This is a genomic window from Bacillus sp. 22483 (assembly GCF_052044605.1).
Taxonomy (GTDB): domain Bacteria; phylum Bacillota; class Bacilli; order Bacillales; family Bacillaceae; genus Bacillus; species Bacillus altitudinis.
The window spans coordinates 463,985-489,991 of sequence record NZ_JBQENU010000001.1; the positions used below are offsets into that span (position 1 = coordinate 463,985).

The following is a 26,007-nucleotide window of genomic DNA, read 5'->3' on the forward strand; positions in this document are numbered from 1 at the left end:
TACCTCTCCTTTTCTCATAATTGCTTCAGCTGTTCTGCCAGCAGCCTTTGTGCCTCTTCTTTAATATCGATCTCGTCCTCTTTTGTAAATGCTCTTCCTGCCTTTCTATAGGTTGGATGACGCTTGATCGGTGAAAGCAGCTCATCATACGCATCAAACTCGGCAATTTCTGCTGTTAGTTCTGTCAAAAAAGAATCTTCTGGATAGACGGCATCTTCATGTGTCCGGCAGTCAATCGACATCACCCAAACGAACAAGTCTTCATCTTCCTCCTGTTCATGAAGAACAGCCATCAGCTCCTCAAGCACTTCAAGCTGCGTGAGCTCCATATAAGCAGGAGCATCGCCAGTTAGTACGATTTTCAAAAAATGAGGAACACCTCTCTCTTTCAGTCCACTCATCTTTTTGTCCACAAGTGTCACAAGATCGGTCATATGAGCGGTATGTGTGATATCTATTGTCAATGTCTCAAAGATGACATCTGAACAGCTCATAAACTCCGCTCTTTGAGCATCTTCAGATAGGTAAACGACATAACAGCCTTTCTCTCCTGTTTCTTTTATATGTCTTCCTTGCACGTTTCCAGGATAGATCACCATTGGATCTTCATGCAGAAGAGCCCGCTTATGAATATGTCCAAGCGCCCAATAATCAAAATCCCGCGCTAGAAGCTGCTGAAGCTGAAATGGTGCATACGCATCATGCCCTTCTTGACCTGCTAATGTGCCGTGAAGCATGGCAATATGATAGGGGGCATCTGTTTTTTTTTCATAATAAGGTGTCATATTTTCATGGACAGCCCGCTCTTTGTAGCTGAACCCGTAAATACTTGCCACAAGCTGACCTTCTCTATAAAAGGCTTGCTCACTTGGCGTACTGCTCAAAAAAACGTGAACATTCTCTGGCCACTCAATTGGTGTCCATTCACCACCTAAATGATCATGATTACCATAAATAATAAACACTTCAATCCCGTGTGATTGCAGCTGAAGAAACTGATTTCTTAAAAAAAGCTGTGCTTTTAGGCTGCGATTCGATTCGTCAAATAGATCTCCGCTAAGCAGCATAAAGTCTACTTCTCGATCAATCGCAAGTTCAAACATGTTCTTGGCACTTTGAAATGTACTTTCTTTCAACCTTTTAAAAATTCGGTTCGGTATATTGGACATTCCCGCAAACGGACTATCTAAATGAAGATCTGCGGCATGAATAAAAGTGAGCTTCGTCAAACGTCTATCTCCTTGTACGTTACTGTAGTTGTCCATATTTTATCACGCCGTTTTTACGAATGCACGTTCTATCGCTCTCATTCTAAAAAACACATTTTTAGGGGCGAAAAAAGAGGTTTTAACTTCCTCCTTGTATAATTCATTAAAAAACAAGAAGAAAGGGAAGATCAGAGATGGAGAAAACCTACTATTTGACTGTATTTGATTCGTCAGGTGAAACCTTATTAAACGAAAAAATCACCACAGATAGTGATGAAAAAGCAAAAGAATTAGGACGGCATCGTTTAATCGAACAACAATACACAAAGCATTCTCACCGGCTCGTCAATGATGCAGGTAAACTTCTTTTATTTGAACGTTAAAAAAGCCGGCATCCGCCGGCCATTCATTCTTCTATTTAATGAAACACAGGACGTCTTTTTTCCAAAAACGCTTGAACACCCTCCTGATGATCACGGCTTTGTCTCAGTCTAGCTTGTGCAGCACGCTCTTTTTGAAGAACGGCTAACAGCTGTGATTCTGACTGCTGAAAATAAATCATCTTTGTTTCAACAAAGGCTTGAAGCGGCATATTTAAAAATGGCTTGACGCACGCTTTCTGATAAGTATCCACCTCATCTTGAAACACGCCGTCTGCAAGGCGAAGCTTGAGCGCTTCTTCAGCCGGCAGCTTTTGTCCGCTCCAAATCAATTGTTTAGCGGTTTGTTCACTAACTCTTTTGGTGAGGAAAAAATGCCCTCCGCCATCTGGGATTAACCCGATTCCATTAAAGTTCATGGCAAGCTTAGCATCTTGATGCATAAACAAATAGTCACAGCTAAGGGCAAAGCTAAAAGCAAGACCAGCCGCTGCCCCGTGGACAAGTGCAATCGTCACTTTTTTCATACTGGCTAAAGAAAGTGTAATTCCCTCGATCAGATCCATCACGCGATGAAAATCTTCTTCACGATCTTGCTTTAGCATCATGCCAATATCTCCGCCTGCTGAAAACCCTTTGCCCATCCCCTTGAGTACAACAATTTTCGCACTGCTCTCACTCGCTGTATCACACGCTTCCTTCAATTCAGCAAACATGTCAACATGAAACGAATTATACGCTTCAGGCCTATTGAAAACGATTTCAAAAATATCCCCATCTACCTGACAATTGATATATGTCATCATCCATTCCCCCTCTTTCTTTTCAAGCTCATCACTTACTTCAATTTCCATCAAGCAATTCCTTTTCCTCTACACAAAAAATTTCAAGATCAACTGATACTAAAATAAGCATAATTGTTGAAACGAGAAATATATTTTTATATAGTAAAATAAGAAATAAAACATCATATGAAAGGGGGAGAATGTTTGATAAGAAGTTCCATATGTATATTGATTAGCTGCATCGTCATGTTTTCTCCCTTTTCAAATGTCGTTTTTGCTTCACAAGCAGAAGCGAGCACACCGAGCCTGATTTCTCCATCGGTTTATGATGAAGAAATCAACGCTGTGAAGACACCTCCATTTTCAAAAAAACATGCATCATCTCTTCTGTTAAAACAGAGGTTATCAATGGGCGCTTCAAAAGCTTTTCTTGTAAAGTTTGCATCAACCACAGCGTTATCCATTGATTTATGTTTTTTAGAAATGAAGTGTGCAATCCCCATTATGTACCAATCAAATTACCTCGACTGATTCATTTTATTTCATCCGTACTCACTATATGAAAAACAAAACCTATCATATTCGGAGGGATAAAATGAACATTAAAGAAAATGATCTTCCTGGGATTGGAAAGAAATTTGAAATTGAAACGAGAAATAGAGAAAAGATGACGATTGTGATTCATGATGATGGCAGACGGGAGATTTATCGTTTCGACGATGAAGATCCAGATGAAGTACTGTCCACCATTTCTCTCGATGATGCTGAAGCCCGGCAAATTGCTGCCATTATTGGCGGTATGGTGTATAAGCCGCAAGCACTTGAAACGATTGAAATGGCGTTCAATGATTTGATCATTGAATGGTTTAAGGTAGAAAAAGACGCAAAAGCGGTTGGACATACACTCGGCGATTTAGATGTGAGACAAAATTATGAAGTCACCGTCATTGCGATCATTAAACATACAAATGAAAAATTACTCAACCCCGGTGCCGATTCGATTATTCAAGCAAATGATACGATGGTCATTTCAGGCGAAAGAAAACACTTGAAGCGATTGATACGTGATTTTCTTTCTAGAGGGGGAGAGTGATGAATGGATCATTTAGTCTTTGAAGTTGGAACGGCGCTTATTCTCATCGCCATTGCCAGCTTAATCGCCAATAAAATTAAATTTTCTATCATTCCTTTTCTCATTGTCCTCGGGATGATTGTTGGTCCGCATGCACCAACCATCGGGATCATTGATTTGAAGTTTATCGAGAGCACCGAGATTATTTCATTTTTTGGTAGAATGGGTGTCCTGTTCCTTCTATTCTACCTTGGGCTTGAGTTCTCTGTCGGCAAACTCATAAAATCGGGTAAATCCATTGCAGTCGGCGGATCTATTTATATTTTGATCAACTTTAGCTTAGGATTGCTTTATGGGTTTATCACAGGCTTTGGATTCCTTGAAGTTCTCATTATGGCAGGCGTTATCACCATTTCATCCAGCGCCATTGTCGCCAAAGTCCTTGTCGATTTAAAACGGACAGCGAACCCTGAAACAGAGTTAATTCTTGGGATTATTATGTTTGAGGATATTTTTCTCGCCGTTTATTTATCTGTCGTATCAGGTCTTGTCCTTGGAGATGCCACATCCGTTGGCGGTGCCTTATTATCTATTTTAATCGCTTTTGGTTACATGATGATTTTCTTTATCATCGCGCGTAAGCTGCCAAAACTATTAAACAAACTATTCGATATCCGTTCAAATGAAGTATTTATCATTGTCATTTTTGCCGCTTTGTTCTTCGTGGCTGGTTTTTCAGAGACGATTCATGTCGCAGAGGCCATTGGCGCTCTCTTACTCGGTCTTGTGTTTTCAGAAACAGAGCACTCAGACCGCATTGAACATCTCGTTGTTCCTTTTAGAGATTTCTTTGGCGCCATGTTCTTCTTCAGCTTTGGACTAAGTATTGATCCATTTACATTAGGAGATGCCTTCTGGCTTGCGATCGGTGCTGTCATTCTCACCTTGATCGGGAACTTCACCGCCGGGATGTTTGCTGGAAGAAGAGCCGGTTTCTCTCATAAAGCCTCTTCTAATATTGGATTAACCATCGTATCAAGAGGAGAGTTTTCCATCATTGTAGCCGAACTTGGGATTGCAGGCGGGCTTGCCGCTACATTGAAGCCATTTGCTGCATTATATGTATTAATCCTTGCGATTTTAGGACCGCTAGTGACGAAAGAATCAAAGCGTATCTATCAAATCCTAAACAAAATCTTCAAATGGAAAACTGAAAAACCAAAAGTAAAAAGAGAAACAACCATTTAATTGAAAAGGGCCCTGTGCAGGGGCCCTTTTTTATATCTATTCAAATTGCTGAAATGCTGTTTCTTGCTTCACTTGTTCTTTCGTATCCCCGCGAATGGTTCGGATGACTTTCTGATTGCGGTAGATCGATAGTTTTAAATTGGTCGCCGCTGTTCCATGAGAGTGATCGAGGTTCGTGAATGTAAAGAGATGATGAGACCGTTTGTCTTTAAACACAAGCCTGAAGTCATCTGTCACTTTAAAATGCTTATCGCTCTCCCATTCAATCAATGGTTCATATGCGCTAAACCATTCCGGAATATTAGGCGTATATCCTGTAGCCAATACCACATGATCGGCTGTGATTTTCTTTTCTTTCTTGAGCTGCCATTGTTTCAAATGCAGCTCTACCTGCTGCTCATCCTCCATATGTATCGCTTCAAGCTCCGTCATTGGCTGAATGAGTACAGAAGGCTCTTCTCCTGAAACGGAGCGATGGTACAATTCCTGATAAATACGAGAAAGCGTCGATGCATCTATGCCATTCCTTAATCCTGCCAGTCTAGGCAATGTGTTCATCCGTTCTTCATAAGGAAGGGAATGAAAATATTCAACATACTTAGGTGTAAATAGCTCCTGACCAAGCTCCGCTGTCTCTAGTTCTCTAAATTCACTTGAACGTGTAAACCATGAAAGCTGCTGTCCTTTCTTCTGATGCTGAAGCAGGTCTAAGAAAATTTCAGCTGCACTCTGACCTGATCCAATCACCGCCACCGTTTCAGCTTCATGAAGTTCTTTTTGTTGATCCACATAACGGCTGCTATGGGTCACATGCGGCAACGCAGCTTCTGGCACATCGACAGGAATCATCGGCTTGCTTCCAGTACCAAGGACGACATGCTTTGCACGATATTCAGAAAGCACCCCATCTTTCAACCGCCGAACTTTTACAAGATACCCGTCTTCACAGTCGGTCACTTCTTCCACCTTCATCCCGAACTGACAGCTATCTAATTCACCTGCAACCCAGGATAAATACTCATTGAATTCTCTCCGGGGGATATCAAATTGTTCAAATGTATAAAAGCGGTGAAGCCTGTTTGATTCATGTAAATAATTTAAAAATGTATACTTGCTCCTTGGATTAGCCATTGTCACAAGGTCCGCTAGAAAGGAAACTTGCAAGTCCGTTCCTTTGATGAGCATACCAGGATGCCAAGCAAATTCGGTTTCCTGTTCAAAAAAACAGCATGTCACATCTTCATACTCCTCTAATAAAGCGGCCAATCCTAAATTTGCTGGCCCAATCCCAATTCCGATCACATCCATCATATGTACACCTGCTTTATCTTTTTACCCCCTATATACCCTTTTACAAATGAAAAAAACACTGCGTCACCGCAGTGTTTACATGTGAGAAACAAATAATGACTCAAGAAACTGAATCTTCTCTTCCGTATAGTGCTCATAACGATCATTATAAGATTTTGGATCTTTTGGATTGGCATATTGCGTAATTTTTCCGGTTCGCGGATCAATGAATTTACTCGCAGCACCGCATCCGATGCCAATGATCGTCTGCACCTCTTCCATAATGATAATATTATACAAACTTTCCTGTCCATCTAACGAATACCCGACATTTTCGAGATTCCCCAAAATGTTTTTTTGTCTGTATAAATAGTACGGATGATAGTCATGTGCTTTTGTCCAAGCAACCGCTTCATCCATCATACGTGTGATCTCTTCTCGGTCTGCCACTTGATACTTTTCCTTATTGCGGGTCATTTCAGACGCTCTCTTAAAGGAAAGTGTATGCACCGTTAAAGATTCAGGCTTCAGTTCTTCTGTCTTGTTCAAGGAATGCTGGAATTCCTTTAGCCCTTCTCCTGGCAGCCCGATGATTAAGTCCATGTTAATATTATTCATGCCATACTGCCTTGATAAATGATACTTTTCAATCGTTTCTTCCACACTATGGTGCCGGCCAATCGCTTTCAATGTTTCATTCTCATATGATTGCGGATTGATACTAATCCGGTCAATATGATAACGGTTGAGCACCTCCAGCTTATCAGGTGAAATCGTATCAGGTCGTCCCGCTTCTACTGTGACTTCCCGAATATGTTTCACATCTGGAAAAGAGCGATACATCTCCTCATACAGCAAATCCATTTCTTCTGCTGTAATACTCGTTGGAGTACCTCCGCCAAAATAAACAGTCGTCACTTTAATCCCATGTTCCTTTAACCATTCGCCCATTTTTTGCATCTCATAATGCAGCCCAAAAAGAAACGTTCCCACTCTTCCAGCTTGTCCTTGAATGGCATAAGCAGGGAACGTGCAATAAGCACATTTTGTTGGACAGAAAGGAATACCGATATAAATACTCACTTCCTCCTGTAGATCGTACAGATCTGGAATGGCTTTGATTTGACGATCAACAATTTCCTGCATCAAATGGATCTTTTCATCATGAATCAAGTAATCGCGCTTTAACGCTGCATGTGCTTCTTCCTTTGTCATGCCTTCTCTTAGCATCTTATGAAGTAATTTCGTAGGGCGTATCCCCGTAAGAATCCCCCATTTTTGCGTCATTCCTGTATGTTCCTGAAGCAGATGTAAATAAACAGACAACACAGTGTTTTTGATTTGCTTCCAGCGCTCTTTTTCATTCAAGCCCTCTGGCATCTCTCTTGTAAAACGACTCGTCATATCTGTTCCAGCGATATGGCCAGAAGCCTCCACCCTACCATGGGTTTCTTTCCAATCAAACACCATCACTAGGCCATCATCCACTTCACCGGAATCAAACAGCACTTCACTATCTTCTTCAAATAAATTGGCTATATTGACAAGCGGTCGATGAAATCGTTCATCAGACAGCCCTTTAACTAAAATTCGCATCGTATCACCTTTATCTTCAAACTTGTTTCATTTTACAAAATTCATCTAGGAAAAGCAATGAAGAGAACAGACGAAGGCCCTGCCATTTCTTAATAGACAGGGCCTTCACTATACTATCGTTTAATATCAAATTGATGTAAAAAACCTTCCCTTTGCTGCATTCTAAAGTATTCTTTGATCATATAAGCAACACCCTGTTCATCATGAGAACGTGTCACCCAATCGGCTTTACGTTTGACCGAATGAGGTGCATTCCCCATCGCAACGCCTAAGCCAGCTAACTCAAGCATCGGGATGTCGTCTGTCCCGTGACCGATCACGACCGTATCTTCTAATGTAAAACCTAGTGCTGAGGTTAAAAGAGAAAGTCCTGCTTCTTTCGATACCCCTTTGCATACAATATTCATTTTCTCATCACTGATCTTAATCAGATCAACAGATGGGAATGCTTGTTGAATGGTTGTATGGATTTCAGGCTGAAGTGTTGCTGTCGAATACACTTCAATGACAGGTGTGCTCACCGGTTCATCCATGAGCATATCACTTAATGATTCAACAAATTGAACGGGATAGAAAATGGGATCAGACGGATGAATCAACGTTTTTCCCATCAATTGAGACTGTGTTTTTTTCCGATTGCCGATTGAGAATTTTTCATGTAACAAGCGAACATTACAATCAAAGCTTTCAAGGATCTGCACAAGATTAAATGTTTTCTCTTCCGTTAATTTCTTCACATGGAGCGGCTCATCGAGCTTATCAGCGATAAATGCACCACTATGCGTCACAAGAGTTGAAGTCGGTATTTTCAACGCCTTGGCAATTTTTTGCGCGGATCGAAAATGACGGTTGGTGACAATCGTCACGTAAACCCCTTTTTTCTTAACATATTCCACAGCTTCTTTTGTAGCGGAATGGATTTTCCCATTGGAACGAAGTAACGTTCCATCTATATTGAGTGCAAGTAGCTTTTTTGACACTGAGGCATCCCCCTTCTTGATGACTGTACTTACGATGAGGATATGCCCTAGCTTATCGCTTTAGAACATGCAGTTGAAGCAGCCCTTGTTTTATGCCTAATCGCAAATAAAAAAAGCCTACCCCTAGGCTTTTTTTTATGTATGGTTTGGATGCGTAACAATGGCGTGATGAAGCTCCCCATGATCCCCTCATCTTTCACACACCAAAGCATTGCTTATATCATATCCCCTTATGCTTTGCTTTTCTCCCAGAAGCGCTTCTCTCTCATTTGACTCATCGTCGTAAATCCAAAGTGGAACGCACCCAATTCATCACGATAGCGCTTTTTGAAAGCACTTTCAATAAGTATTATCGCAGAATTTACGAGCTTCGACAACCCTTTTTTTAAAGATATACAAGCGGCGATATGAATGAAAAAAAGGGCGAATATGATCGCCCTTTCAATTAATTTTCTTCTGTATTTCCATAAAGCTCTTCAAGAGGCTTCATGATAATTTTATTTAATTCACCGATGAGAACACTTACGCGTTGTTCTGCTTCCATCAACTGAGAGATTTTATCGTGCTGCTGCACAAGTGCAACTGTTTTTTGCGCTTGCTCTACTTCTTCTTGTGTAATCTCTTGACCAGTCATTTGTTTTTGTTGAAGGTTTACTTGAATGTCACGGAAGTTCTCAAACATTCTTTTAGAGGACTCATCCCCGTTTACCTCATCATAAAGATTTCTTAACGCTGAATATTCTTCGCTATGACGCAGTGCTTTTTCAAGGTCATATGCAACATCATAAAGATTTACAGACATGTTATGTCTCCTTTCTATCCGTTATCACCGATATGGATCGGCGGACACCACTCCACTATAACAAACTATGGCTTTCGTTTCACATATATACAATAAATTCATCGAAATTTCTCGATCTTGCCTTAGAATAAGGTGACAAAAATCGCTTGGACAGCACCGATCAATCCACCTAAAAGACCGCCTAAAAATGTGATCATCTTCAGCTCCTTATTAGATATGCTGATCACAAGCTCTTCCATTTTTTCAAGCGGGAAAAGTTCAATTTGTTCACGAATAATTTCTTCAAATTGGAGCTTTGCGAGCAGTCCCTCAAGCGCATTAGATGCGGCTTCAATCCCTTTATCAATGAGAGATGGAGCAAACTTGGTCTTAAGATCATCCGCTACTGCACTGATGTAAACTCCTACTGGTCTATCTAACAGAATCTTTGTAGAAAAATGTGAAAGTAATTGCTTTTTCACACTAAATAGAAGCTCTTTCACATTCCATTTTTTATCAAGCTCATGTAAAGAAAATTGCTTTACCTTGTCCCATTCTTGAACAAGTAAATCTGATAAAAACCTTTTTGTCTCTGCATTCTTTAAGAACTTCATCATTTCAGGATGTACGCGATCAATTAAGCTTGAATTCCCTAAAAACATTTGGACCATACTGCCAAGCATTCCTCGTTCTTTTAAGAAATCATCTATCATATGACCGAGTCTTGCTTTTCCCTCATCACTTTCAAAGTAATGAATGCCTCTCTTTAAAATATAATCTGCGGCATCTGGAATTTTTGATGCAAGCTTATTTTCTACATCCTGTGGCAGCAGCTCAGACAACGTTTGCTGATCATACTTTTCAAGCAGTGAGTGGAGCTTATGATCAGTCCACTGATGAAGCCATGCGTCAGCTTTAACGTCAGCCTCTGAAAAACCGTATCTTTCTAACATGGAGAAAACCGTCATTTCCATATCAGCACCTTTATCAATATATCGGTGCACTGTCTGTAATATCTCTTGCCTTGCCTCCGATGATTCAAATCGTTTTTGAATACCCTCTGGCGTTAGTAAATGCTCCATCACCATGACGCCAACCTGCTTGGCTACTTCATCTCTCCTTTTAGGAATAAGACCTGGTGTAAATGGGAGCTGCTTCCCAAATAAATAATATGGCTTATACGGACGAAAGAGCATTTTAATTGCGAGATGGTTTGTTGCTGCCCCTATCACTGCACCTATCACAATCATAAAGAGAAACGTTGTGAATATATCCAAAGTCGTCATCTACCTTTCAAACAACACCTGAAGTTTATTGTTTTTATCTATACGTATTATAGTTGTTGTCAAGAGCCCAAGCAAATGAAGCATTCAATGTGACATATGAGACAACGATCTGTCGTAATGATATAGGAACGCCAAGTTTATGTAAAATCAACAAAAAGTGTTTTTCAGATGTTAAAAAAAGAATTTGAAAAGTAGGTGTTGTTTCATGACGTCAACGCTCGGCATTGTCACTCTTTCTCCGAAGCATGAAGAGGCATTCACACTTCAGCTTGCCAAAGCTGCCTCTACTTTTGATTTAGAAGTTGTTCGTTTTTCACCTTTAGATTTAAAGCCTGCTTCAAATGTCATTCACGGTCAAAAATTTACGACTGGCAAAGGATTTGAAGCGTCAGAATTTCAGATTCCTGACTTGATTTATGATCGTTGTCTTTATCAGCATGACGCACAATCTAAAAAAGCAAAACCTATCATGAATTGGTTAAAAAAGTATCCAAAAACCGTTTTTTTAAATACTGGAATTTCAAATAAAATGCGGATATTCGAGCAGCTCCGTCTCCTCCCTTCTTTACAACCATACTTACCTGTCTGCTCTCTATTGACAGAGCCTTCAGACCTTCTCAACTTGGTCAGAAAGGGCGGATATTGTAAAATACAGCCGCTTTCTCAACAGCACGCAGTACCCTCTTGCTTCATTTCTTTAAGAGACAAATCACTCATTACTGTGCAGCTAAACGCTAAGCAAATCATCACCTTTTCACATTCAGAAGAGGTTGAGCGCTGGTGCAAAAAGTATATCGGCCGATCTTTCCTTCAATTTTTTAACACGAATGATCAAAAAGACGTTTTATTCAATGAAATTAGAATTTTACTTATAAAAAACTTACAAAATCAATGGAATAGCATGGGGATTCATACAAAACCATCAGTAGAAAACAGCCTTTTAAGCAATACACAAAATTCCGGTCATGTGGTAGCCTTTGATCACTATTTAAACTCATTAAAGCCACACATCAAGGAGCTGCTGTTAGATGATATTGCCTCCATTCAGTCATCTCTTCCAGCGTTTATAGACAAAACTTTCTCACCGTGTATTGAATTCGCTATAGACTTGCTTCATACAAATGAAGGCAGACTTTTTATCTCAAACGTAAGATCAAAGCCAGGACGATCCTCTTTTTTAAAAGCTTATCCTGAGAAAGAGAAGCAATTGATTCAGACCATACTTCAACATGCCAAATCAATGATGGCTGAAGAAAAGGAGGTTCCTTATGAAGAGAAAACGCTACATCATCGCTCCTCATTCAGCAAGTGAAAATACAGTACATCTCCCTGTCCAGTTTAAAGAGCAGGGGGCAATTTTATCTATTGCTTTAGGTTCTTGTTTAGTAGATGATTTCACCATTTCCTATCATCATCAATCACAAAGGATTTTATTATCAGAAGACCTTTATCGCGCTTTACTCATTCCATACAAAACGAAAGCTGAGGTCATATTAGTTCAACATACACTCTATATAGGACCTCTCATCGGCATTTTCACTGCAGGATTCGAACAAAATACAGCACCTTTAGGCACTAGGTCTTCCTATTTTATGAAACTGTTGCAATCTTGCAGGCAGCATGCTGGTTTCGCATATCTTTTTGGTACTCATTCTATCGATTGGGATAAAGGAATAGTAGACGGTTTGCTTTACCAAGAGGAGCGCTGGGTAAAAAAGAAGATGCCCCTCCCATCCGTTGTTTATGACCGGCTCCCTAATAGAAAGGCTGCTCAGTCGGCATTCATTCAAGAAACAAAACGAAAACTCACTCAAGACTACGATATCCCTTGGTTCAACCCTTATTTTTTTAATAAATGGGACATTCATGAACAGCTATTAACAGATGAAAAAACAAGCTCTTTCTTACCACATTCCATACGATTAGATCCTGTTGATGCTTTAATTAAAATAGAAACACTCCTTCATCTGCATCATGTCATTTATTTAAAACCAACAAACGGCAGTCATGGAGACGGTATTTATCAGTTAAAGAAGACGGAAAACGGGATCACTGTCTGCTCAAATAAAGAGAAATCCACTTCATATCATTCCGTAGACCATTTCGTGAAAAAACTGCGAAAAGATTGTGCAATTCAAGACTTGATTGCACAACAAGGCATTGAGCTTCTTCAAATAGACAATCAACCACTGGATTTTAGAATTCATACGAATAAAAATAAGTATGGTCATTGGACTGTTACAGCCGCTGCTGGAAAAGTTTCAGGAGATCACACTGTCACAACCCATCAACTGCATGGTGGTTCAGTAAAAACACTGTATGATATCTTTCCTGATGCAGAGAAACGTTTGAAGGTTTTGCAAGAGCTCTCTGATACTGCCCTCGCACTTAGTCGTGTGATAGATGAAAAAATGCCCGGTCTGATTGGCGAAATTGGTTTTGACTTAGGTATTGATCACTTAGGTGCTATCTGGATGTTTGAAGCCAATTCTCGTCCAGGCCGCGAGATTTTTCTACATGCACCATTGAAAAACTCAGAATGGCTGATTGGGAAAAGAATCGTTGAATACGCATCTTACCTAACACAAATGGCTCTTAGTCCTATAGACCATGCAAACGCCTACTGATGATTTCTTTTCATGTCTCTGAAATCTGTGCTTTCCCTATGCTCTTTTCATCAGATGAGATACAATAAAACCAAGTTCAAGGTTGTTTCCGTATTGTCGTGTGTATTTATTGTTTCATCAATAAAAGCAAGGAGGCAATGATGATATGATTTCTCATTTTCAATGGAAACCTCTCTTTAAAAAAGCGCAATTACCTGGCTGGAAAATATCCTTTTTTCATAATGGTTCACACTATGAAGGCATTTATCACAAAACGGGTGATATTGAATGGGGCTCTCAGCTTCCGCCTCATGAAGTTGAACCAACCTTAAAAGAAGAAATCCACGAATTAATGCTATTCCATGTGTATGATTAAACTGTTTAAGGAGCCTCGCCATGTTAGAAAAGCTAAAACTTGTTTACGGACACCATATCATCAGTTCACCAACAAATGATAAACAAACTCTCTGGTATCAAACAGACGAAGGCGAAATTTTCGGAGTAAACAAAACGGAGCTAACAGAAAGGGAAACGCTTCTTCTCAATTCATTCCTCACACCAATTGATGTACCTCATACGCAGGAAACGGAAGAAGAACAGAAATGGTACAGCTATCTCTTTGAAAACAAATCAATCACCATCGATCAATCCGTCCGTGTTCATTTTTTTAAAATGGATCACCAAGCAGAACAAAGGCAGCAAATAAAAGAGGCTGTGAACAGCAGCCTCGAACATATTCATTTCATATGGACAGGCACTGAAACAGCTATGCTCATTCAAACAAACGCCACATCAGAAAATGGTCAACTTGAACAACTACATGATTTGTCTCAAGCCATCACAAGTGATTTTTTAACAGACGTTGTCTTCATGCAAGGACAGCTGCATTTGCCAAATGAAAATTTAAAAAAGAGATTATTGAATGAACATCAGCTCTTTTTATGGCATCTGAAGCAAGGAAAACTTAGGTCAGGGGTTGCAACATTTTATCAATGTCTACCTGCTTTCATTCGCCATGATACAGACATGGTTTCTGCCGCTATATCAGATGCATTTATAGAAACAATCTTTGATCGGGACGTTTACAGAACTCTCATGACCTATATGCAATGTAATTTAAATGCATCGCAGGCAGCAAAAGCTTTATATGTTCATCGAAACAGCCTTCAGTATCGGATTGATAAATTTATTGAACGGACAGGACTAGATATACGGCATTTTCAAGAAGCGTCAGCTGCTTATTTCATGATGAATCTTCTCGATCTTTCTTAAATGATCCTATCATGAGCACCTTGCCTAAAAATGAAAATAAGATATTGTGCACGTTGTCCATTTACAGACACCCTTCCTTTTTATACACTTCATTTATAAGTAAAGCGCTTTCAAAAAAAGGACTGGGAGGCTACCACCTATGGCTGAAATGATGCTGAATCAAATTTATAAAGTGTACGATAACAAAGTAACAGCAGTAGATAACTTTAATCTACATATTGAGGATAAAGAATTTATTGTGTTTGTTGGTCCATCTGGCTGCGGAAAATCAACAACCCTCCGCATGATTGCAGGCCTTGAAGAAATTTCACAAGGGGATTTTCTATTAGACGGCAAGCGAATGAATGATGTGGCACCAAAAGATCGGGATATTGCGATGGTTTTCCAAAACTATGCCTTATACCCTCATATGAATGTGTACGATAATATGGCTTTTGGATTAAAGCTTCGAAAATTTCCTAAAGCAGAAATTGATGAGCGGGTACGAAACGCTGCGAAAATATTAGGGCTTGAACAATACTTAGATCGAAAACCTAAGGCATTGTCTGGAGGTCAAAGACAGCGTGTTGCACTTGGAAGGGCCATTGTGCGAGATGCAAAAGTCTTTCTTTTGGATGAACCTCTCTCTAATTTAGATGCTAAACTTCGTGTTCAGATGCGTGCCGAAATTTCTAAACTCCATCAGCGGCTGCAGACGACATTCATCTATGTCACACACGATCAAACAGAAGCCATGACAATGGCTACTCGGCTTGTTGTCATGAAAGATGGCTTTATTCAGCAGGTTGGCGCACCAAAGGATGTGTATGAAAACCCAGAGAATGTCTTTGTAGGAGGATTTATTGGCTCTCCAGCGATGAACTTTTTTACAGGAAAACTGTCTGACGGAGCCATTGCCATTGGGAATACGCACATTCGTGTACCAGAAGGAAAAATGAAAGTATTACGCAGTCAGGGCTATATCGGAAAAGATGTGATTCTAGGCATCAGACCAGAAGATTTCCATGATGAGCCTGTGTTTATAGAGGCTTCTGAGGGAACAAAAATTGAAGCAAACGTAGAAGTGGCTGAATTAATGGGAGCCGAAACGATGCTTTATTCTTCTCTCGCTGGTCAAACGTTTATTGCACGAGTTGATTCTCGCACAGATATTCAGGCAGGTCAGACGCTCCCTCTTGCCATTGATATGAATAAAGCTCACTTCTTTGATACAGAGACTGAGCTGCGCATCCGCTCAGCTGAATAAGAAGACGTTCCACAAACCATCACCATTGGGTGGTGGTTTTTTGTATGTGAAAACAACATTTACCATGTTCTTTTTCCGTATGTTTTTTTCGTAGCGAACCATAATATTTAGTACAAAGCAGTTACCTCATTGGGTTTCGCCAAGTGGCAAATGACTTGATCATTTCGCTGGTGCGACTCCAGCAAACCCAACCAAAAAAATCATATATAAAAAGGAGATTCACATCATGGCAAATTCTAATAGTTCAAATCAATTACTAGTTCCTGGAGCAGCGCAAGCAATCGATCAAATGAAATACGAAATCGCTTCTGAGTTTGGTGTAAACCTTGGAGCAGAAACAACAGCTCGTGCTAACGGTTCAGTTGGTGGAGAAATCACGAAACGTCTTGTATCTTACGCTCAGCAAAACCTTGGTGGAACAAAAGCTTAATTTCATATCTGGATCATAGAAGGCACCTCTTATGGTGTCTTCTTTTTTTGGTTTTATCCCTCACCGATTCCTTTTGAATTCATATGATGTATTAGAAAGGAGCGGATCTTCATGGACATTATTTCAGGTGTGAATTTTGAACTTCTACAATTTGTCGGTCTCTCTCTATTATGTGAATATGCTCATAGTATTCGGTCCTTTCATCTTTATAAAAAAAGCATGACATAAAACTGTACCATTTTAAGTTCTTTTCACTTATAGTATGTAGTGGAGGGATCGATCAGATGAAAATAGCTCTTTTCGGTGCTCATGGACGTGTAGGACAAGCATTTCTTCGTTTCGTAAAAGAAGATGATCGTTACATGGTTCGCTCGTTAATTCGGACAAACCGGGAAGAAATGCTTGCGGGTATGTTTCAAGTCACCGGCAATTCCAGAAATCAAGAGGATGTGCTTGAAACGATTAAAGGATCAGATATTGTCGTGAGCTGTCTATCAACAGATGGTGATGATACTTTATCTGTTTCAATGGAGCATATCGTACAAGCCATGAAGCAAACAGGAACATCAAGAATTATAACGATTGGCACTGCGGGGATTTTAAAAGCAAGGCAGCAGCCTGAGCTTTACCGCTTTGAAACAAATGAATCAAGGCGAACCACTTCCCGAGCTGCTAAAGAACATGCCAAAGCATTTGAAATTCTTCAATCAACTGAACTAGATTGGACAATCATTTGCCCAACCTATTTACCAGATGGAGAAGTGACACGGTCATATCGCTATGAAAAGAATTTTCTCCCTATAGATGGACAGAAAATTTCAGTTGAAGATACCGCACACTTTTTGTATCAGCAGTTAAACTCAAAGGAATTTGTGCATCAACGCGTCGGTATCGCTTATTGACCATTTAGTTCGTGTAAATGATATACAACCAGTAAAAGTCGAGATCATTTCATGAAGCCTCGACTTTTTTCATTGCCATGAAAAAAGCCTCTTTCAAATTGAAAGAGGCTTTTTCTACTCATCCTATCAGCTGCTCGTCACAGCTCCCTTTTGTAATTCGTACATTTGCGCATACAGTCCGCCTTGCTCCATGAGCTCTTCGTGGCTGCCGCGCTCGACAATCTCACCCTTTTCTAACACCAAAATCATGTCAGCTTTCTTAATAGTAGATAATCGGTGTGCAATGACAAAAGTGGTTCGTCCTTCTTTGACGACATCTAGTGCCCGTTGAATGATGGCTTCTGTTTCTGTATCGATGTTAGCCGTCGCTTCATCTAGAATTAAGATCGCTGGATCGTATGCCAGTGCACGGGCAAATGAAATCAATTGACGCTCCCCAGAGGAAAGAGTACTCCCCTTTTCAACAACTGGTTCATCAAAACCTTCAGGCAAATGCTTTAATAGTTCTGCTGCGCCCACTTGCTTTAACGATGTTTCAATCGTTTCTCTTTTAATGTCTTCATTTCCTAAACTGACATTGGAGGCAATCGTTCCAGAGAACAAATAAGGATCTTGCAGTACAATGCCCATTTGCTTACGCAACGTTTGGCGCGACTGATCATAGATGCTTTTTCCATCAATGAGGATATCCCCATGCTGAATATCATAAAAACGCAGCAGCAAATTCATGATCGAACTTTTCCCAGAACCGGTATGTCCAACGAGTGCCACCGTCTGACCTTTTTTCGCCTCAAAGGTGATGTTCTTTAATACATTTTTCCCTTCATTATACGCAAAGGTAACATCCTGAAATTGAACGTGCCCCTCGATTTTCTTCTGAACCGGTTCTTCCACTTCAGTACCAGGCTCATCTAATAATCGAAAGACCCGTTCAGATGAAACCCTTGCTAATTCTAATCTAGAAAATTGATTCACAATGCCTGTAATCGGCTGGAACAAACGATTTAAATAATCGACAAATGCATAGAGCACCCCAATCGACACAATGCCCGTCGCACTTAAGGACGCGCCGCCAAAATACCAAATGAGTGCGACGTATGCTAAGTTCCGAAGCAGATTCACCAAGTTATGTGAGAGCAGTGAATTTAAATGAAGCATCTTTCGCTGATATCGAAAGTGATTGTTATTCAGCTCATCAAATTCTTCTTTCGTTGCTTGTTCATGTCGAAATGCTTGAATAATCGTCATTCCTTGAATAGCTTCATTTAGCTTGGCATTAATTTCACTGATGATGGATCGAATGCGATGATTGTAAACCGACGCAAACTTTCTGTAAGTCATCGACCATAGGAAAATAATCGGAACAGCCACTAAACAAATGAGCGCCAGCTTCACATTTAATAAAAACATGGCGATATAAATGCCAATCATGTAAATGGCACTTGTGACGAAATTCGCTAGTACTGTGACATATAAATCACGAATGGTTTCTGTGTCATTGGTAATCCGCGCGACAACCTTTCCAGCCGGTAAATTATCAAAATACCGAATCGGAAGCGTTTGAATATGTTCAAATACGTCCACTCGCATTTTTTGAATAATGCGATTTGCAATACGCTGGAGTAAATAGTGCTGCCCATATTGAAAGAAAATCGCAATGACGAGCATCCCAAAATAAAATAGAACAAGCTGCACCAAACCACTGATTTCCGGCTGATAAAAAGCGAAGATTTCCTCTTTGGATAAACGCTGTACCTGATACGTCTCACGCTCGCTCCCATTTTCAATGGTGAGCTGATCCCCTTCTATTGTCCGGCTCCCGTCAAATCGAATCGGTTCATTCACAAAATAGTACCCAAATCCGACTTGCACGACATTGATTTGCTTTCCAGCTTCATTTTGATTCTGTAGCCGGTCACTTCTTATATAGTTATTTCCCTGGTAATAAACCGTTTTATCTGTTTTTTCATTTACCTCAACATACGGTTTTTCTACACCTAAAATATGATCATCAATCATTTTTTTCCCAATGAAAGGTCCTGTCAACTCAGCACCAACTGCAATGATCAGAAAGATCAAAGCAACAGACAATACTTTTTTATATAGGAGTGCATAGGCAAGAAGTCTTCTCCCTGTTGTCATGCCTCATCCCCTCCTTCCAGCTGATTTGTCAGCTGCTGACGCAGAAATTGCTCTTTATACCATCCATCTTGCTGAATAAGCGCTTGATGGGTTCCCTTTTGAACAATACGTCCTTCTTCCATGACAAGAATGAGATCCGCATGCTCTACAGCTGATAGACGGTGGGTTGTAATAAATGTCGTTTTTCCATGACGATTTTGTCTTAAATTCTCTAAAATAGCCGTTTCTGTTTTTGCATCAACTGCAGATAACGAGTCATCCAAAATCAAAATGTCTGGATCAATTAATAAAGCACGTGCAATGGAAATCCGCTGCTTCTGTCCTCCTGACAGCGCCACTCCCTTTTCTCCAACCATGGTTTCCAAGCCTTCTGGTAAAAGGCGTAAATCCTTTTCAAAGTAAGCATCTTTAATCGCTTGTGCTAATTCAGCTTCTCTCGCGTCTCTATGACCGAAACGCATATTCTCTTCTACACTTTTAGAGAAAAGGACATGATCTTGCGGCACATAGCCAACCCATTGGAACAGTTGATCCAATTCAATGTCCTCAATTGGAACACCTGAAAGCAAGATCTTCCCATCACCTGTCGGATACTGACGAAGAAGCTGTTTGACAATCGTTGTTTTTCCACTTCCCGTTTTTCCTGTAATACCAATCGTTTGCCCTTTTCGTACAGTAAAGGAGACATCCGTTAGATTATCTTTAGAGGAAGTTGGATACCTAAATGTCACATGTTCAAATTGAATATCGCCAGGCTCTTGTAATCTTTTTGGTTTGGCTGCGTCAGTTACATCCGGTTGATAACTGAGTGTATGATTCAACCGGTCTAATGAGGCATTTCCTCTTTGCATGATATTAATCAATTCACCAATGGCAAACATTGGCCAGATCATCATCCCCAGATAGACGTTAAATGCAACAAGCTCACCAATGGTTAAATCACTTTGGAACACAAGATATGCGCCGTAACCGATACCGATTAAATAACTGATCCCCACAAGCAATTTCACCGTCGGCTCAAACAATGAATCAATGATCGCTACTCTCATATTTTTTTGAAAAACATCATCTGTCATTTCTCGAAAGCGATTCACATCTTGTTTTTCCTGTACAAAAGACCGAATCACCCGAACGCCGGCAACTGATTCTAATACACGATCATTCATATCACCAAATGCATCTTGAGCGACTGTAAAGCGTTCATGAATTTTACTGCCATAAAACGCTATCAAAATCGCCATCAGTGGCATCGGAATAATGGCCATTAAAGTTAATTTCCAGCTGATCGTCAGTCCCATCGTAAAAAAGATCATCAGCATGTAAGCAGTGGAATCGACTAATGTTAAAACGCCAAAGCCTGTTGTTAAAGCCACAGCATTCAAATCATTTGTACCTAACGCCATTAAATTTCCGGTTTTTTTCTTTTCATAAAAGGTGGGTGTCATCTTAAGTAAGTGGCGCATTAATTTTCCGCGCATCACACGCTCCATGACATTCGCGCCGCCAAATAACTGGTACATCCAAAAATAGGTGAGCGCATAGACACTGACACCAAGTAAGCAAAAAATGGTTACGTAAAACAGAATACTGGATGTTGTAAATTGACCAGACCGAATGTCATCAACTGCTTGACCTAGATACCTCGGTGGTAGCATTTCAAGCACATTCACAATGAGCAGCAGAGTAATGGCGATTGTATAGCGCCTCCACTCTTGTTTAAAGAACCAGCCTAATTTCACAAATACTGAAAACATGTTTGTCTCTCCTTTTAAAGCTAGCCGCTTTCTATATTTTCCTGATTGTCACCTTGTTTCGTTTTTTGAGCTTTTGTCATTTGTCTTGCCTTTGGCATGTTCACATGCTTTCACTCCTCTTCATTTAGTTGTTGATGCATTCCATTATTTCGAGATGCGAAATGTATACAACAAAAAAAGAGGCAACCAGCTGACTGGTACGCCTCTTTTATACATGATAAAAAGGCGCATGTTGACAAATACGCAACATACGCCTTGATTCATCCGATCAATTGGAACATACGAGTCCCTTTTCAATGACCAATGAAGGTGTAATTGTCACGTGAATCAACCCATTCATGTAGTTTGATTTCATTCTTCCAATGATGTTGCACATGACATTTCCTCCTTTTGGCTCTTGAATCTTTTTTTATCTTATAGTGGCTGTCACTATTTTGTCAATAAATATTTTTCAATAAATGAAATTTTCTAACAAAAAGTTCACACCCTTTATGTGTATCTTTTTCAGATATCGGGTATACCATGAACGTATAGACTCCTTTTGAAAGGAATGAGGACATTGTTTCAAGCTGATCGGATGGTCGTTGCGTTTGATGGACATGAAGACAGTAAGAAAGCATTAAAGAAGGCAATCGCTTTAGCCAAAACTTTGCATGCCAAGCTGACCATTGCCTACGCTCATGATGGGAAATCCAGCAGACAGGTGTTTGATGCACCTCGCCCAATGACTGGCGGCGCTTATATCGGAGGCGGCATGGCAGACCTTCAAACACCCCCTGTGTATGTACCTCATGATGAACAGCAAAGTCCCTTGATTTTTGAAGACCATACAGAAGAGGTCGTTGCAGAAGCAAGAATGCTGTTAAATGAAGAGCAGTTTGAAGCTGCGATTGAAATTGTTGAAGGGGAGCCTGCAGAAGCGATTATCGAATACGCTGAAGAGATTTCAGCAGACCTCATCGTCATGGGAGCACGTGACCAAAGCAGATTGAAAAAGATGCTCTTTGGCAGTGTGAGTGAAAAGTTATCGTCCAAATCAGATATACCTGTACTGATCGTGAAATAAATGTCATCACAAAAGGCTGTAAACATTGGTTTACAGCCTTTTTCTTCTTACGAAGAAATAGATGCTTCGCTTTCATGCTTAATTTTCTTCTGGAACCCTTCCTGTACACGCTTCGTGATCTCTCCTGGAACACCTTCCCCAACTGGCTGACCATCTATCTCTACAATTGGAATCACTTCAGCTGTCGTTGAACTGATGAAAATTTCCTGTGCATGCAAAAGTTCGTCTTTACTCATGCGGGTTTCTTCCACACGATATCCTTCTTCCTGACAAACCTCTAGCAGCTTTCTACGTGTAATGCCGTTTAAAATCAGGTGATTTGCTGGGTGTGTACGAATGACACCGTCAATGACGGCATATACATTCGAGGACGTCCCCTCTGTCACAAAGCCGTCTCTTATTAAAATCGCTTCAAACGCACCAGCTTCAGACGCTTTCTGCTTTTCCATGACGTTATATAAAAGGTTTAAGCTTTTAATATCACATCTTAACCAGCGAAGGTCTTCAGACAATAGAGCTTTCGCACCAGCTGTCTGCTCTTGAATAGGCTTTTTTACTTGAAATGTATATGCCGTAATCTGAGGGGTAAGTGCACCATATTGATGTTTACGAGGTGCGACGCCTCGCGTGACTTGAATATACACGCCGCCATCAATCACTTGATTATCTGCGACTAGCTTCTTCAAATTCTCTTCCATATCGGATACTGTACCTTGCAGATGAATGCCGATTTCCTTTGCACTCTTGAATAGACGCTCAGTATGCTCTTTTAATGTAAACAAAGTCCCATTATATACGCGGATGACTTCATAGACTCCGTCGCCAAATTGATAGCCTCTGTCTTCAATATCAACATGTGCATCTTTTTTTTCAATAAAATCCCCATTGTACAATACTTTCATATGGAATCTCCCCTTCGCTTTGCTTAATGGTTGAATCTGATGCTATCTTAGCGGATAAATGTAAACGTTTCAATGATTATTCAGAATTATTTCATATCCATTTGACAGGATAACCTTCTATTGTAACAAATATAGATTCATAACCAAAAAGATTCCAATTTTTTAGCATCTTCTATATTCATAGGCTCTTTTTTCCTGTATACTTACTCCATATGAGCACGACAAAAAACAGCGAAAAAAGACAGAATCCACTACATGATTCGACACAAACTACTGATTTATTGGAGCGATTGTAATGCAACGGGTTACGAAAAAACAGACACCTTCAAACATGATGCTGCTCTCAAAGGCGATTGGTCTAGTCATCCTGACATTGATCCTTTTTTTCATTTGGGATATGTCTAAAACCAATATGCAGGCAGCAGATCAACCAAATGAAGTGTCTGCGAGCAGTCCATTTCGAGACACAAGTACAAGTCTGAAAGCAAAAGATGATTCGCCAAAAACATTAGATGCACATTTTAAGATCAATCCAAACAAACATGTAACGGATCAAACGATCTTTTTAACCTTTGATGATGGCCCTTCTGCTACATCAAATCAGCTGTTAGATGTGCTAAAGTCACAGCAAGTGAAGGCCACATTCTTTATGCTCGGGCCGCAAATCAAAGAACACCCAGCAGCTGTGAAAAGACTTCATCAAGAAGGTCATCAATTAGGACTTCATGGCATCACGCATGATGTGAAACGCTTTTATCAAAAAAGTGATTCTCCTGTAAATGAAATGAAAGAAGATCAACGTATATTGGCTTCTGTTACTGGTGAATATACACATCTTGTGAGAACACCTTATGGCAGTTCTCCAAACTTAACAGACCAGCAAAAAACACGTTTAAAACAAAAAGGCTTTGTATACTGGGACTGGACCATTGACAGTCTTGACTGGAAATATAAAAGCTCAAAATATGTACCAGAAGTATTAAATCAGCTGCAGGTACTTGAAACCAAGTACCCGAAAGAGCCAAAAATCATCTTAATGCATGATCAGCCAGCTACCGCAAAATACTTAAACAGTCTGATCACACAATTAAAGGCGAAGGGCTACACGTTTGAAGTCCTTGATGAAACAATGAAGCCACTACAACAATAAAGCAAACCCGCACCTGTTGGATGCGGGTTTTTTATGATTTATAAAGCATTCACAAGCTCGCCAATTCGTTCGTGAAAGACAAGATCAAACAGCGGATCGAATTCCGTTTCACTTAAATTCATCATGACCTTAAAGATGGAAGGATGATGAGCAGCATCTTCCGGAATATATCGGGCTGGTGCCACTTCTAAGGAAGTTCCCATGACGAGTAGCATGTCCGTTTGCTGGAGCGATTTCTCCACTTGATCAAAGTGCTTCACCATGTCCCCAAAAAGGACAACATCTGTTTTAAGTACTCGTCCACATGTACGGCCGTCTGATGAAATCCGCTCACAAACCGGCACCTCTTCTTGTAATAAATAAGGCAGTTCGTATGTTGACCCGCATGATGAACATGTAGCTGTTTGAATGGAACCATGCAGTTCATACACATGCTGGCTTCCCGCTTTTTTATGCAGACCATCGATATTTTGCGTGAAAATATCCACGCGTTTTCCTTGCTTTTCTAAATTGGCTAAAAAAGCATGTCCAGCGTTTGGCTCGTACTCTCCACTCATCTTCATTTGAAACAATTCTTTGAATTTCGGCCAAAATTGATGAGGATGTGATAAAAAGTAAGACCGGCTCATTGCCTCCATGCGAGAAGTATCTTCTGTCCATAGTCCACCCGTTGATCTAAAATCGGGAATTCCCGATTCTGTGCTCATCCCAGCACCTGAAAGGACTGTAATATGTGAGGCCTTTGATAATCTCTCTCTTAGCGCTGCCACTTTTGTTTGATCCAACCACCATTCCTCCTTTATTCACCGAGCTGTTTCTCACCTTTTTGTTTCATATAAATGGTCTGTCCAGGGAAAGCAAATTCTACCCCTTCTTCATGGAAGATATCAATAATGCGATAGTTAATATCCTGCTTAATATCCAGGTTTTCAGACCAAGCCGTTGTGTTTGTATAAAAGTTAAAGAATAAGTTTAAATAGCTGTCTGCCAGCACATCGAAATTCACCATAATCGTTTCCTTATGAACCCCATCATGCTCATAAAGCATTTGTTTCAGACGTTTGATACACTTATCAATGTTTTCCTTCGGTGTATTGTACGATACGCGAACGGAGAACGTAATTTGACGTTTATTCATTCTCGTCCAATTTGTGATCGGCTCCTTTGAAAGGGTCGAATTTGGCACTGTCACCACTGCTTCAGCAGGTGTTCTAAATTTTGTGCTCCGGAAGGTAATGTCCTCTACAGTCCCAAGTACACTTGGAGTCTCTACAAAATCACCCATTGTAAAAGGCTTCTCTGTAATAATCACAATTCCTCCAAAAAAGTTTGCCACTGTATCCTGCGCAGCGAGCGCAAAAGCAAGACCACCTAGACCAAGCCCTGCCACAAGTCCGTTCACATCATAATTAAATTCTTGTGCAATGACGCTAATACTCAGTGCAATAATCATAAACCGAAGAACCTTTGATAAAAATGGGGCTAAAATATCATCCATCTCTAATTCAAATTTTGAATTCACTTTTTGAAATAAGAAGGAAGAAGCTGCGGTTAGATTACAAAGCCCCCACGTCAGCATCAAAATAATAGAGGATCTATACAATTTGACAATGACATCCATATGGTGCTCAAAGTATGGGGCTTGTCTTAACGCAAAATATAAACCTAGTGCCACAAAAAACAGTCTCGCAGGTTTTTCAAACGCCACGACAATTTGGTTAATGACTTCGGTTTTAGACCGGTTTGTCAGCTTAAAGAGCAGGTGAAACAAGTATTTCGTAAATACTTTTCGAAGTAATAAAAAAAGCAATAAAATACAAAGGCTAATGCCTATTTGGATCGCAATATCGACTGTAAAATATGTATCCATCCATTTTTGTGTAAACATCTCTGTCTCTCTCCTTTAAAACA

General features: G+C 40.2%; 24 protein-coding genes. 12 read left to right on the forward strand and 12 right to left on the reverse strand.

Going from position 1 to position 26,007, the window contains the following annotated elements; genetic code table 11:
* Positions 1–14: 14 nt before the first annotated feature.
* Positions 15–1,229: a metallophosphoesterase family protein gene (locus ACTJJQ_RS02380; RefSeq protein WP_440599918.1), complete on the reverse strand. Its 1,215-nt coding sequence runs from the start codon at positions 1,227–1,229 to the stop codon at positions 15–17.
* Between the two features lie 173 nt (positions 1,230–1,402).
* Between ACTJJQ_RS02380 and ACTJJQ_RS02385 the strand changes: the two genes are divergently transcribed.
* The gene (locus ACTJJQ_RS02385) at positions 1,403–1,591 is read left to right on the forward strand and encodes a YhzD family protein (RefSeq protein WP_024719988.1); all 189 of its coding nucleotides are present in this window, start codon (positions 1,403–1,405) and stop codon (positions 1,589–1,591) included.
* Positions 1,592–1,626: 35 nt separating this feature from the next.
* Here ACTJJQ_RS02385 and ACTJJQ_RS02390 read toward each other — a convergent pair whose 3' ends face one another.
* Positions 1,627–2,442 carry an enoyl-CoA hydratase gene (locus ACTJJQ_RS02390; protein WP_080688154.1) on the reverse strand — a complete coding sequence of 272 codons (816 nt, stop codon included), beginning with the start codon at positions 2,440–2,442 and terminating at the stop codon, positions 1,627–1,629.
* Between the two features lie 526 nt (positions 2,443–2,968).
* Here ACTJJQ_RS02390 and ACTJJQ_RS02395 point away from each other — a divergent pair.
* On the forward strand, positions 2,969–3,466 hold the full coding sequence (locus ACTJJQ_RS02395) for a cation:proton antiporter regulatory subunit (RefSeq protein ID WP_017366937.1): 498 nt from the start codon (positions 2,969–2,971) through the stop codon (positions 3,464–3,466).
* A 3-nt stretch (positions 3,467–3,469) separates the two neighbouring features.
* Positions 3,470–4,693 (forward strand): cation:proton antiporter, encoded by a 1,224-nt coding sequence (locus ACTJJQ_RS02400; protein WP_007497140.1) that lies wholly within the window; start codon positions 3,470–3,472, stop codon positions 4,691–4,693.
* Between the two features lie 36 nt (positions 4,694–4,729).
* On the opposite strand, the gene ACTJJQ_RS02405 is transcribed toward ACTJJQ_RS02400, so the two are convergent.
* The 5 genes from ACTJJQ_RS02405 to ACTJJQ_RS02425 all read right to left on the reverse strand — a co-directional run bounded on the left by ACTJJQ_RS02405 (position 4,730) and on the right by ACTJJQ_RS02425 (position 10,617).
* Positions 4,730–6,004 carry a lysine N(6)-hydroxylase/L-ornithine N(5)-oxygenase family protein gene (locus ACTJJQ_RS02405; RefSeq protein WP_440599919.1) on the reverse strand — a complete coding sequence of 425 codons (1,275 nt, stop codon included), beginning with the start codon at positions 6,002–6,004 and terminating at the stop codon, positions 4,730–4,732.
* A 75-nt stretch (positions 6,005–6,079) separates the two neighbouring features.
* The gene (locus ACTJJQ_RS02410; RefSeq protein ID WP_440599920.1) at positions 6,080–7,579 is read right to left on the reverse strand and encodes a coproporphyrinogen III oxidase; all 1,500 of its coding nucleotides are present in this window, start codon (positions 7,577–7,579) and stop codon (positions 6,080–6,082) included.
* A 113-nt stretch (positions 7,580–7,692) separates the two neighbouring features.
* Positions 7,693–8,559: a Cof-type HAD-IIB family hydrolase gene (locus tag ACTJJQ_RS02415; RefSeq protein WP_224559640.1), complete on the reverse strand. Its 867-nt coding sequence runs from the start codon at positions 8,557–8,559 to the stop codon at positions 7,693–7,695.
* Positions 8,560–9,004: 445 nt separating this feature from the next.
* Positions 9,005–9,361, reverse strand: coding sequence for a YlbF family regulator (locus ACTJJQ_RS02420; protein WP_008348927.1), 357 nt, complete (start codon positions 9,359–9,361; stop codon positions 9,005–9,007).
* A gap of 122 nt (positions 9,362–9,483) precedes the next feature.
* On the reverse strand, positions 9,484–10,617 hold the full coding sequence (locus tag ACTJJQ_RS02425) for a DUF445 domain-containing protein (RefSeq protein WP_048001737.1): 1,134 nt from the start codon (positions 10,615–10,617) through the stop codon (positions 9,484–9,486).
* A gap of 214 nt (positions 10,618–10,831) precedes the next feature.
* Here ACTJJQ_RS02425 and ACTJJQ_RS02430 point away from each other — a divergent pair, with 214 nt between their 5' ends.
* From ACTJJQ_RS02430 to ACTJJQ_RS02460, 7 genes are all read left to right on the forward strand, one after another.
* Positions 10,832–11,938: a YheC/YheD family protein gene (locus ACTJJQ_RS02430; RefSeq protein ID WP_272511359.1), complete on the forward strand. Its 1,107-nt coding sequence runs from the start codon at positions 10,832–10,834 to the stop codon at positions 11,936–11,938.
* Positions 11,895–13,253, forward strand: a complete 1,359-nt coding sequence (locus ACTJJQ_RS02435) for a YheC/YheD family endospore coat-associated protein (protein WP_317328997.1) — start codon at positions 11,895–11,897, stop codon at positions 13,251–13,253. The genes ACTJJQ_RS02430 and ACTJJQ_RS02435 overlap by 44 nt, the downstream gene beginning before the upstream one ends.
* Positions 13,254–13,398: 145 nt before the next feature.
* Positions 13,399–13,608 (forward strand): YheE family protein, encoded by a 210-nt coding sequence (locus ACTJJQ_RS02440; RefSeq protein WP_008348933.1) that lies wholly within the window; start codon positions 13,399–13,401, stop codon positions 13,606–13,608.
* Between the two features lie 20 nt (positions 13,609–13,628).
* Positions 13,629–14,504, forward strand: a complete 876-nt coding sequence (locus ACTJJQ_RS02445) for a helix-turn-helix domain-containing protein (RefSeq protein ID WP_440599921.1) — start codon at positions 13,629–13,631, stop codon at positions 14,502–14,504.
* A gap of 139 nt (positions 14,505–14,643) precedes the next feature.
* Positions 14,644–15,750 carry an ABC transporter ATP-binding protein gene (locus ACTJJQ_RS02450; protein ID WP_396484199.1) on the forward strand — a complete coding sequence of 369 codons (1,107 nt, stop codon included), beginning with the start codon at positions 14,644–14,646 and terminating at the stop codon, positions 15,748–15,750.
* A 226-nt stretch (positions 15,751–15,976) separates the two neighbouring features.
* Entirely contained in the window at positions 15,977–16,180 is a 204-nt protein-coding gene (locus ACTJJQ_RS02455) for an alpha/beta-type small acid-soluble spore protein (protein ID WP_008348940.1), read from the forward strand.
* A gap of 284 nt (positions 16,181–16,464) precedes the next feature.
* Positions 16,465–17,082 carry an NAD(P)-dependent oxidoreductase gene (locus tag ACTJJQ_RS02460; RefSeq protein ID WP_008348943.1) on the forward strand — a complete coding sequence of 206 codons (618 nt, stop codon included), beginning with the start codon at positions 16,465–16,467 and terminating at the stop codon, positions 17,080–17,082.
* A 126-nt stretch (positions 17,083–17,208) separates the two neighbouring features.
* On the opposite strand, the gene ACTJJQ_RS02465 is transcribed toward ACTJJQ_RS02460, so the two are convergent.
* Together ACTJJQ_RS02465 and ACTJJQ_RS02470 are read right to left on the reverse strand one after the other, a co-directional pair.
* Complete coding sequence (locus ACTJJQ_RS02465) at positions 17,209–19,224, reverse strand: ABC transporter ATP-binding protein (protein ID WP_098681049.1); 2,016 nt, start codon at positions 19,222–19,224, stop codon at positions 17,209–17,211.
* Positions 19,221–20,978 (reverse strand): ABC transporter ATP-binding protein, encoded by a 1,758-nt coding sequence (locus ACTJJQ_RS02470; protein ID WP_440599922.1) that lies wholly within the window; start codon positions 20,976–20,978, stop codon positions 19,221–19,223. Before ACTJJQ_RS02470 ends, ACTJJQ_RS02465 begins: the two co-directional genes overlap by 4 nt.
* Before the next feature lie 559 nt (positions 20,979–21,537).
* Here ACTJJQ_RS02470 and ACTJJQ_RS02475 point away from each other — a divergent pair.
* Positions 21,538–22,044: a universal stress protein gene (locus ACTJJQ_RS02475; protein ID WP_008348950.1), complete on the forward strand. Its 507-nt coding sequence runs from the start codon at positions 21,538–21,540 to the stop codon at positions 22,042–22,044.
* Positions 22,045–22,091: 47 nt separating this feature from the next.
* Here ACTJJQ_RS02475 and dat read toward each other — a convergent pair whose 3' ends face one another.
* Positions 22,092–22,946 carry a D-amino-acid transaminase gene (gene dat / locus ACTJJQ_RS02480; protein ID WP_440599923.1) on the reverse strand — a complete coding sequence of 285 codons (855 nt, stop codon included), beginning with the start codon at positions 22,944–22,946 and terminating at the stop codon, positions 22,092–22,094.
* A 295-nt stretch (positions 22,947–23,241) separates the two neighbouring features.
* On the opposite strand from dat, the gene ACTJJQ_RS02485 reads away from it, so the two are divergent.
* Positions 23,242–24,096 carry a polysaccharide deacetylase family protein gene (locus tag ACTJJQ_RS02485; RefSeq protein ID WP_171465134.1) on the forward strand — a complete coding sequence of 285 codons (855 nt, stop codon included), beginning with the start codon at positions 23,242–23,244 and terminating at the stop codon, positions 24,094–24,096.
* Positions 24,097–24,134: 38 nt separating this feature from the next.
* On the opposite strand, the gene ACTJJQ_RS02490 is transcribed toward ACTJJQ_RS02485, so the two are convergent.
* Together ACTJJQ_RS02490 and ACTJJQ_RS02495 are read right to left on the reverse strand one after the other, a co-directional pair.
* The gene (locus ACTJJQ_RS02490) at positions 24,135–24,866 is read right to left on the reverse strand and encodes an NAD-dependent protein deacylase (protein WP_440599940.1); all 732 of its coding nucleotides are present in this window, start codon (positions 24,864–24,866) and stop codon (positions 24,135–24,137) included.
* A gap of 29 nt (positions 24,867–24,895) precedes the next feature.
* Positions 24,896–25,984, reverse strand: a complete 1,089-nt coding sequence (locus tag ACTJJQ_RS02495) for a mechanosensitive ion channel family protein (protein WP_024719970.1) — start codon at positions 25,982–25,984, stop codon at positions 24,896–24,898.
* Positions 25,985–26,007: the final 23 nt, after the last annotated feature.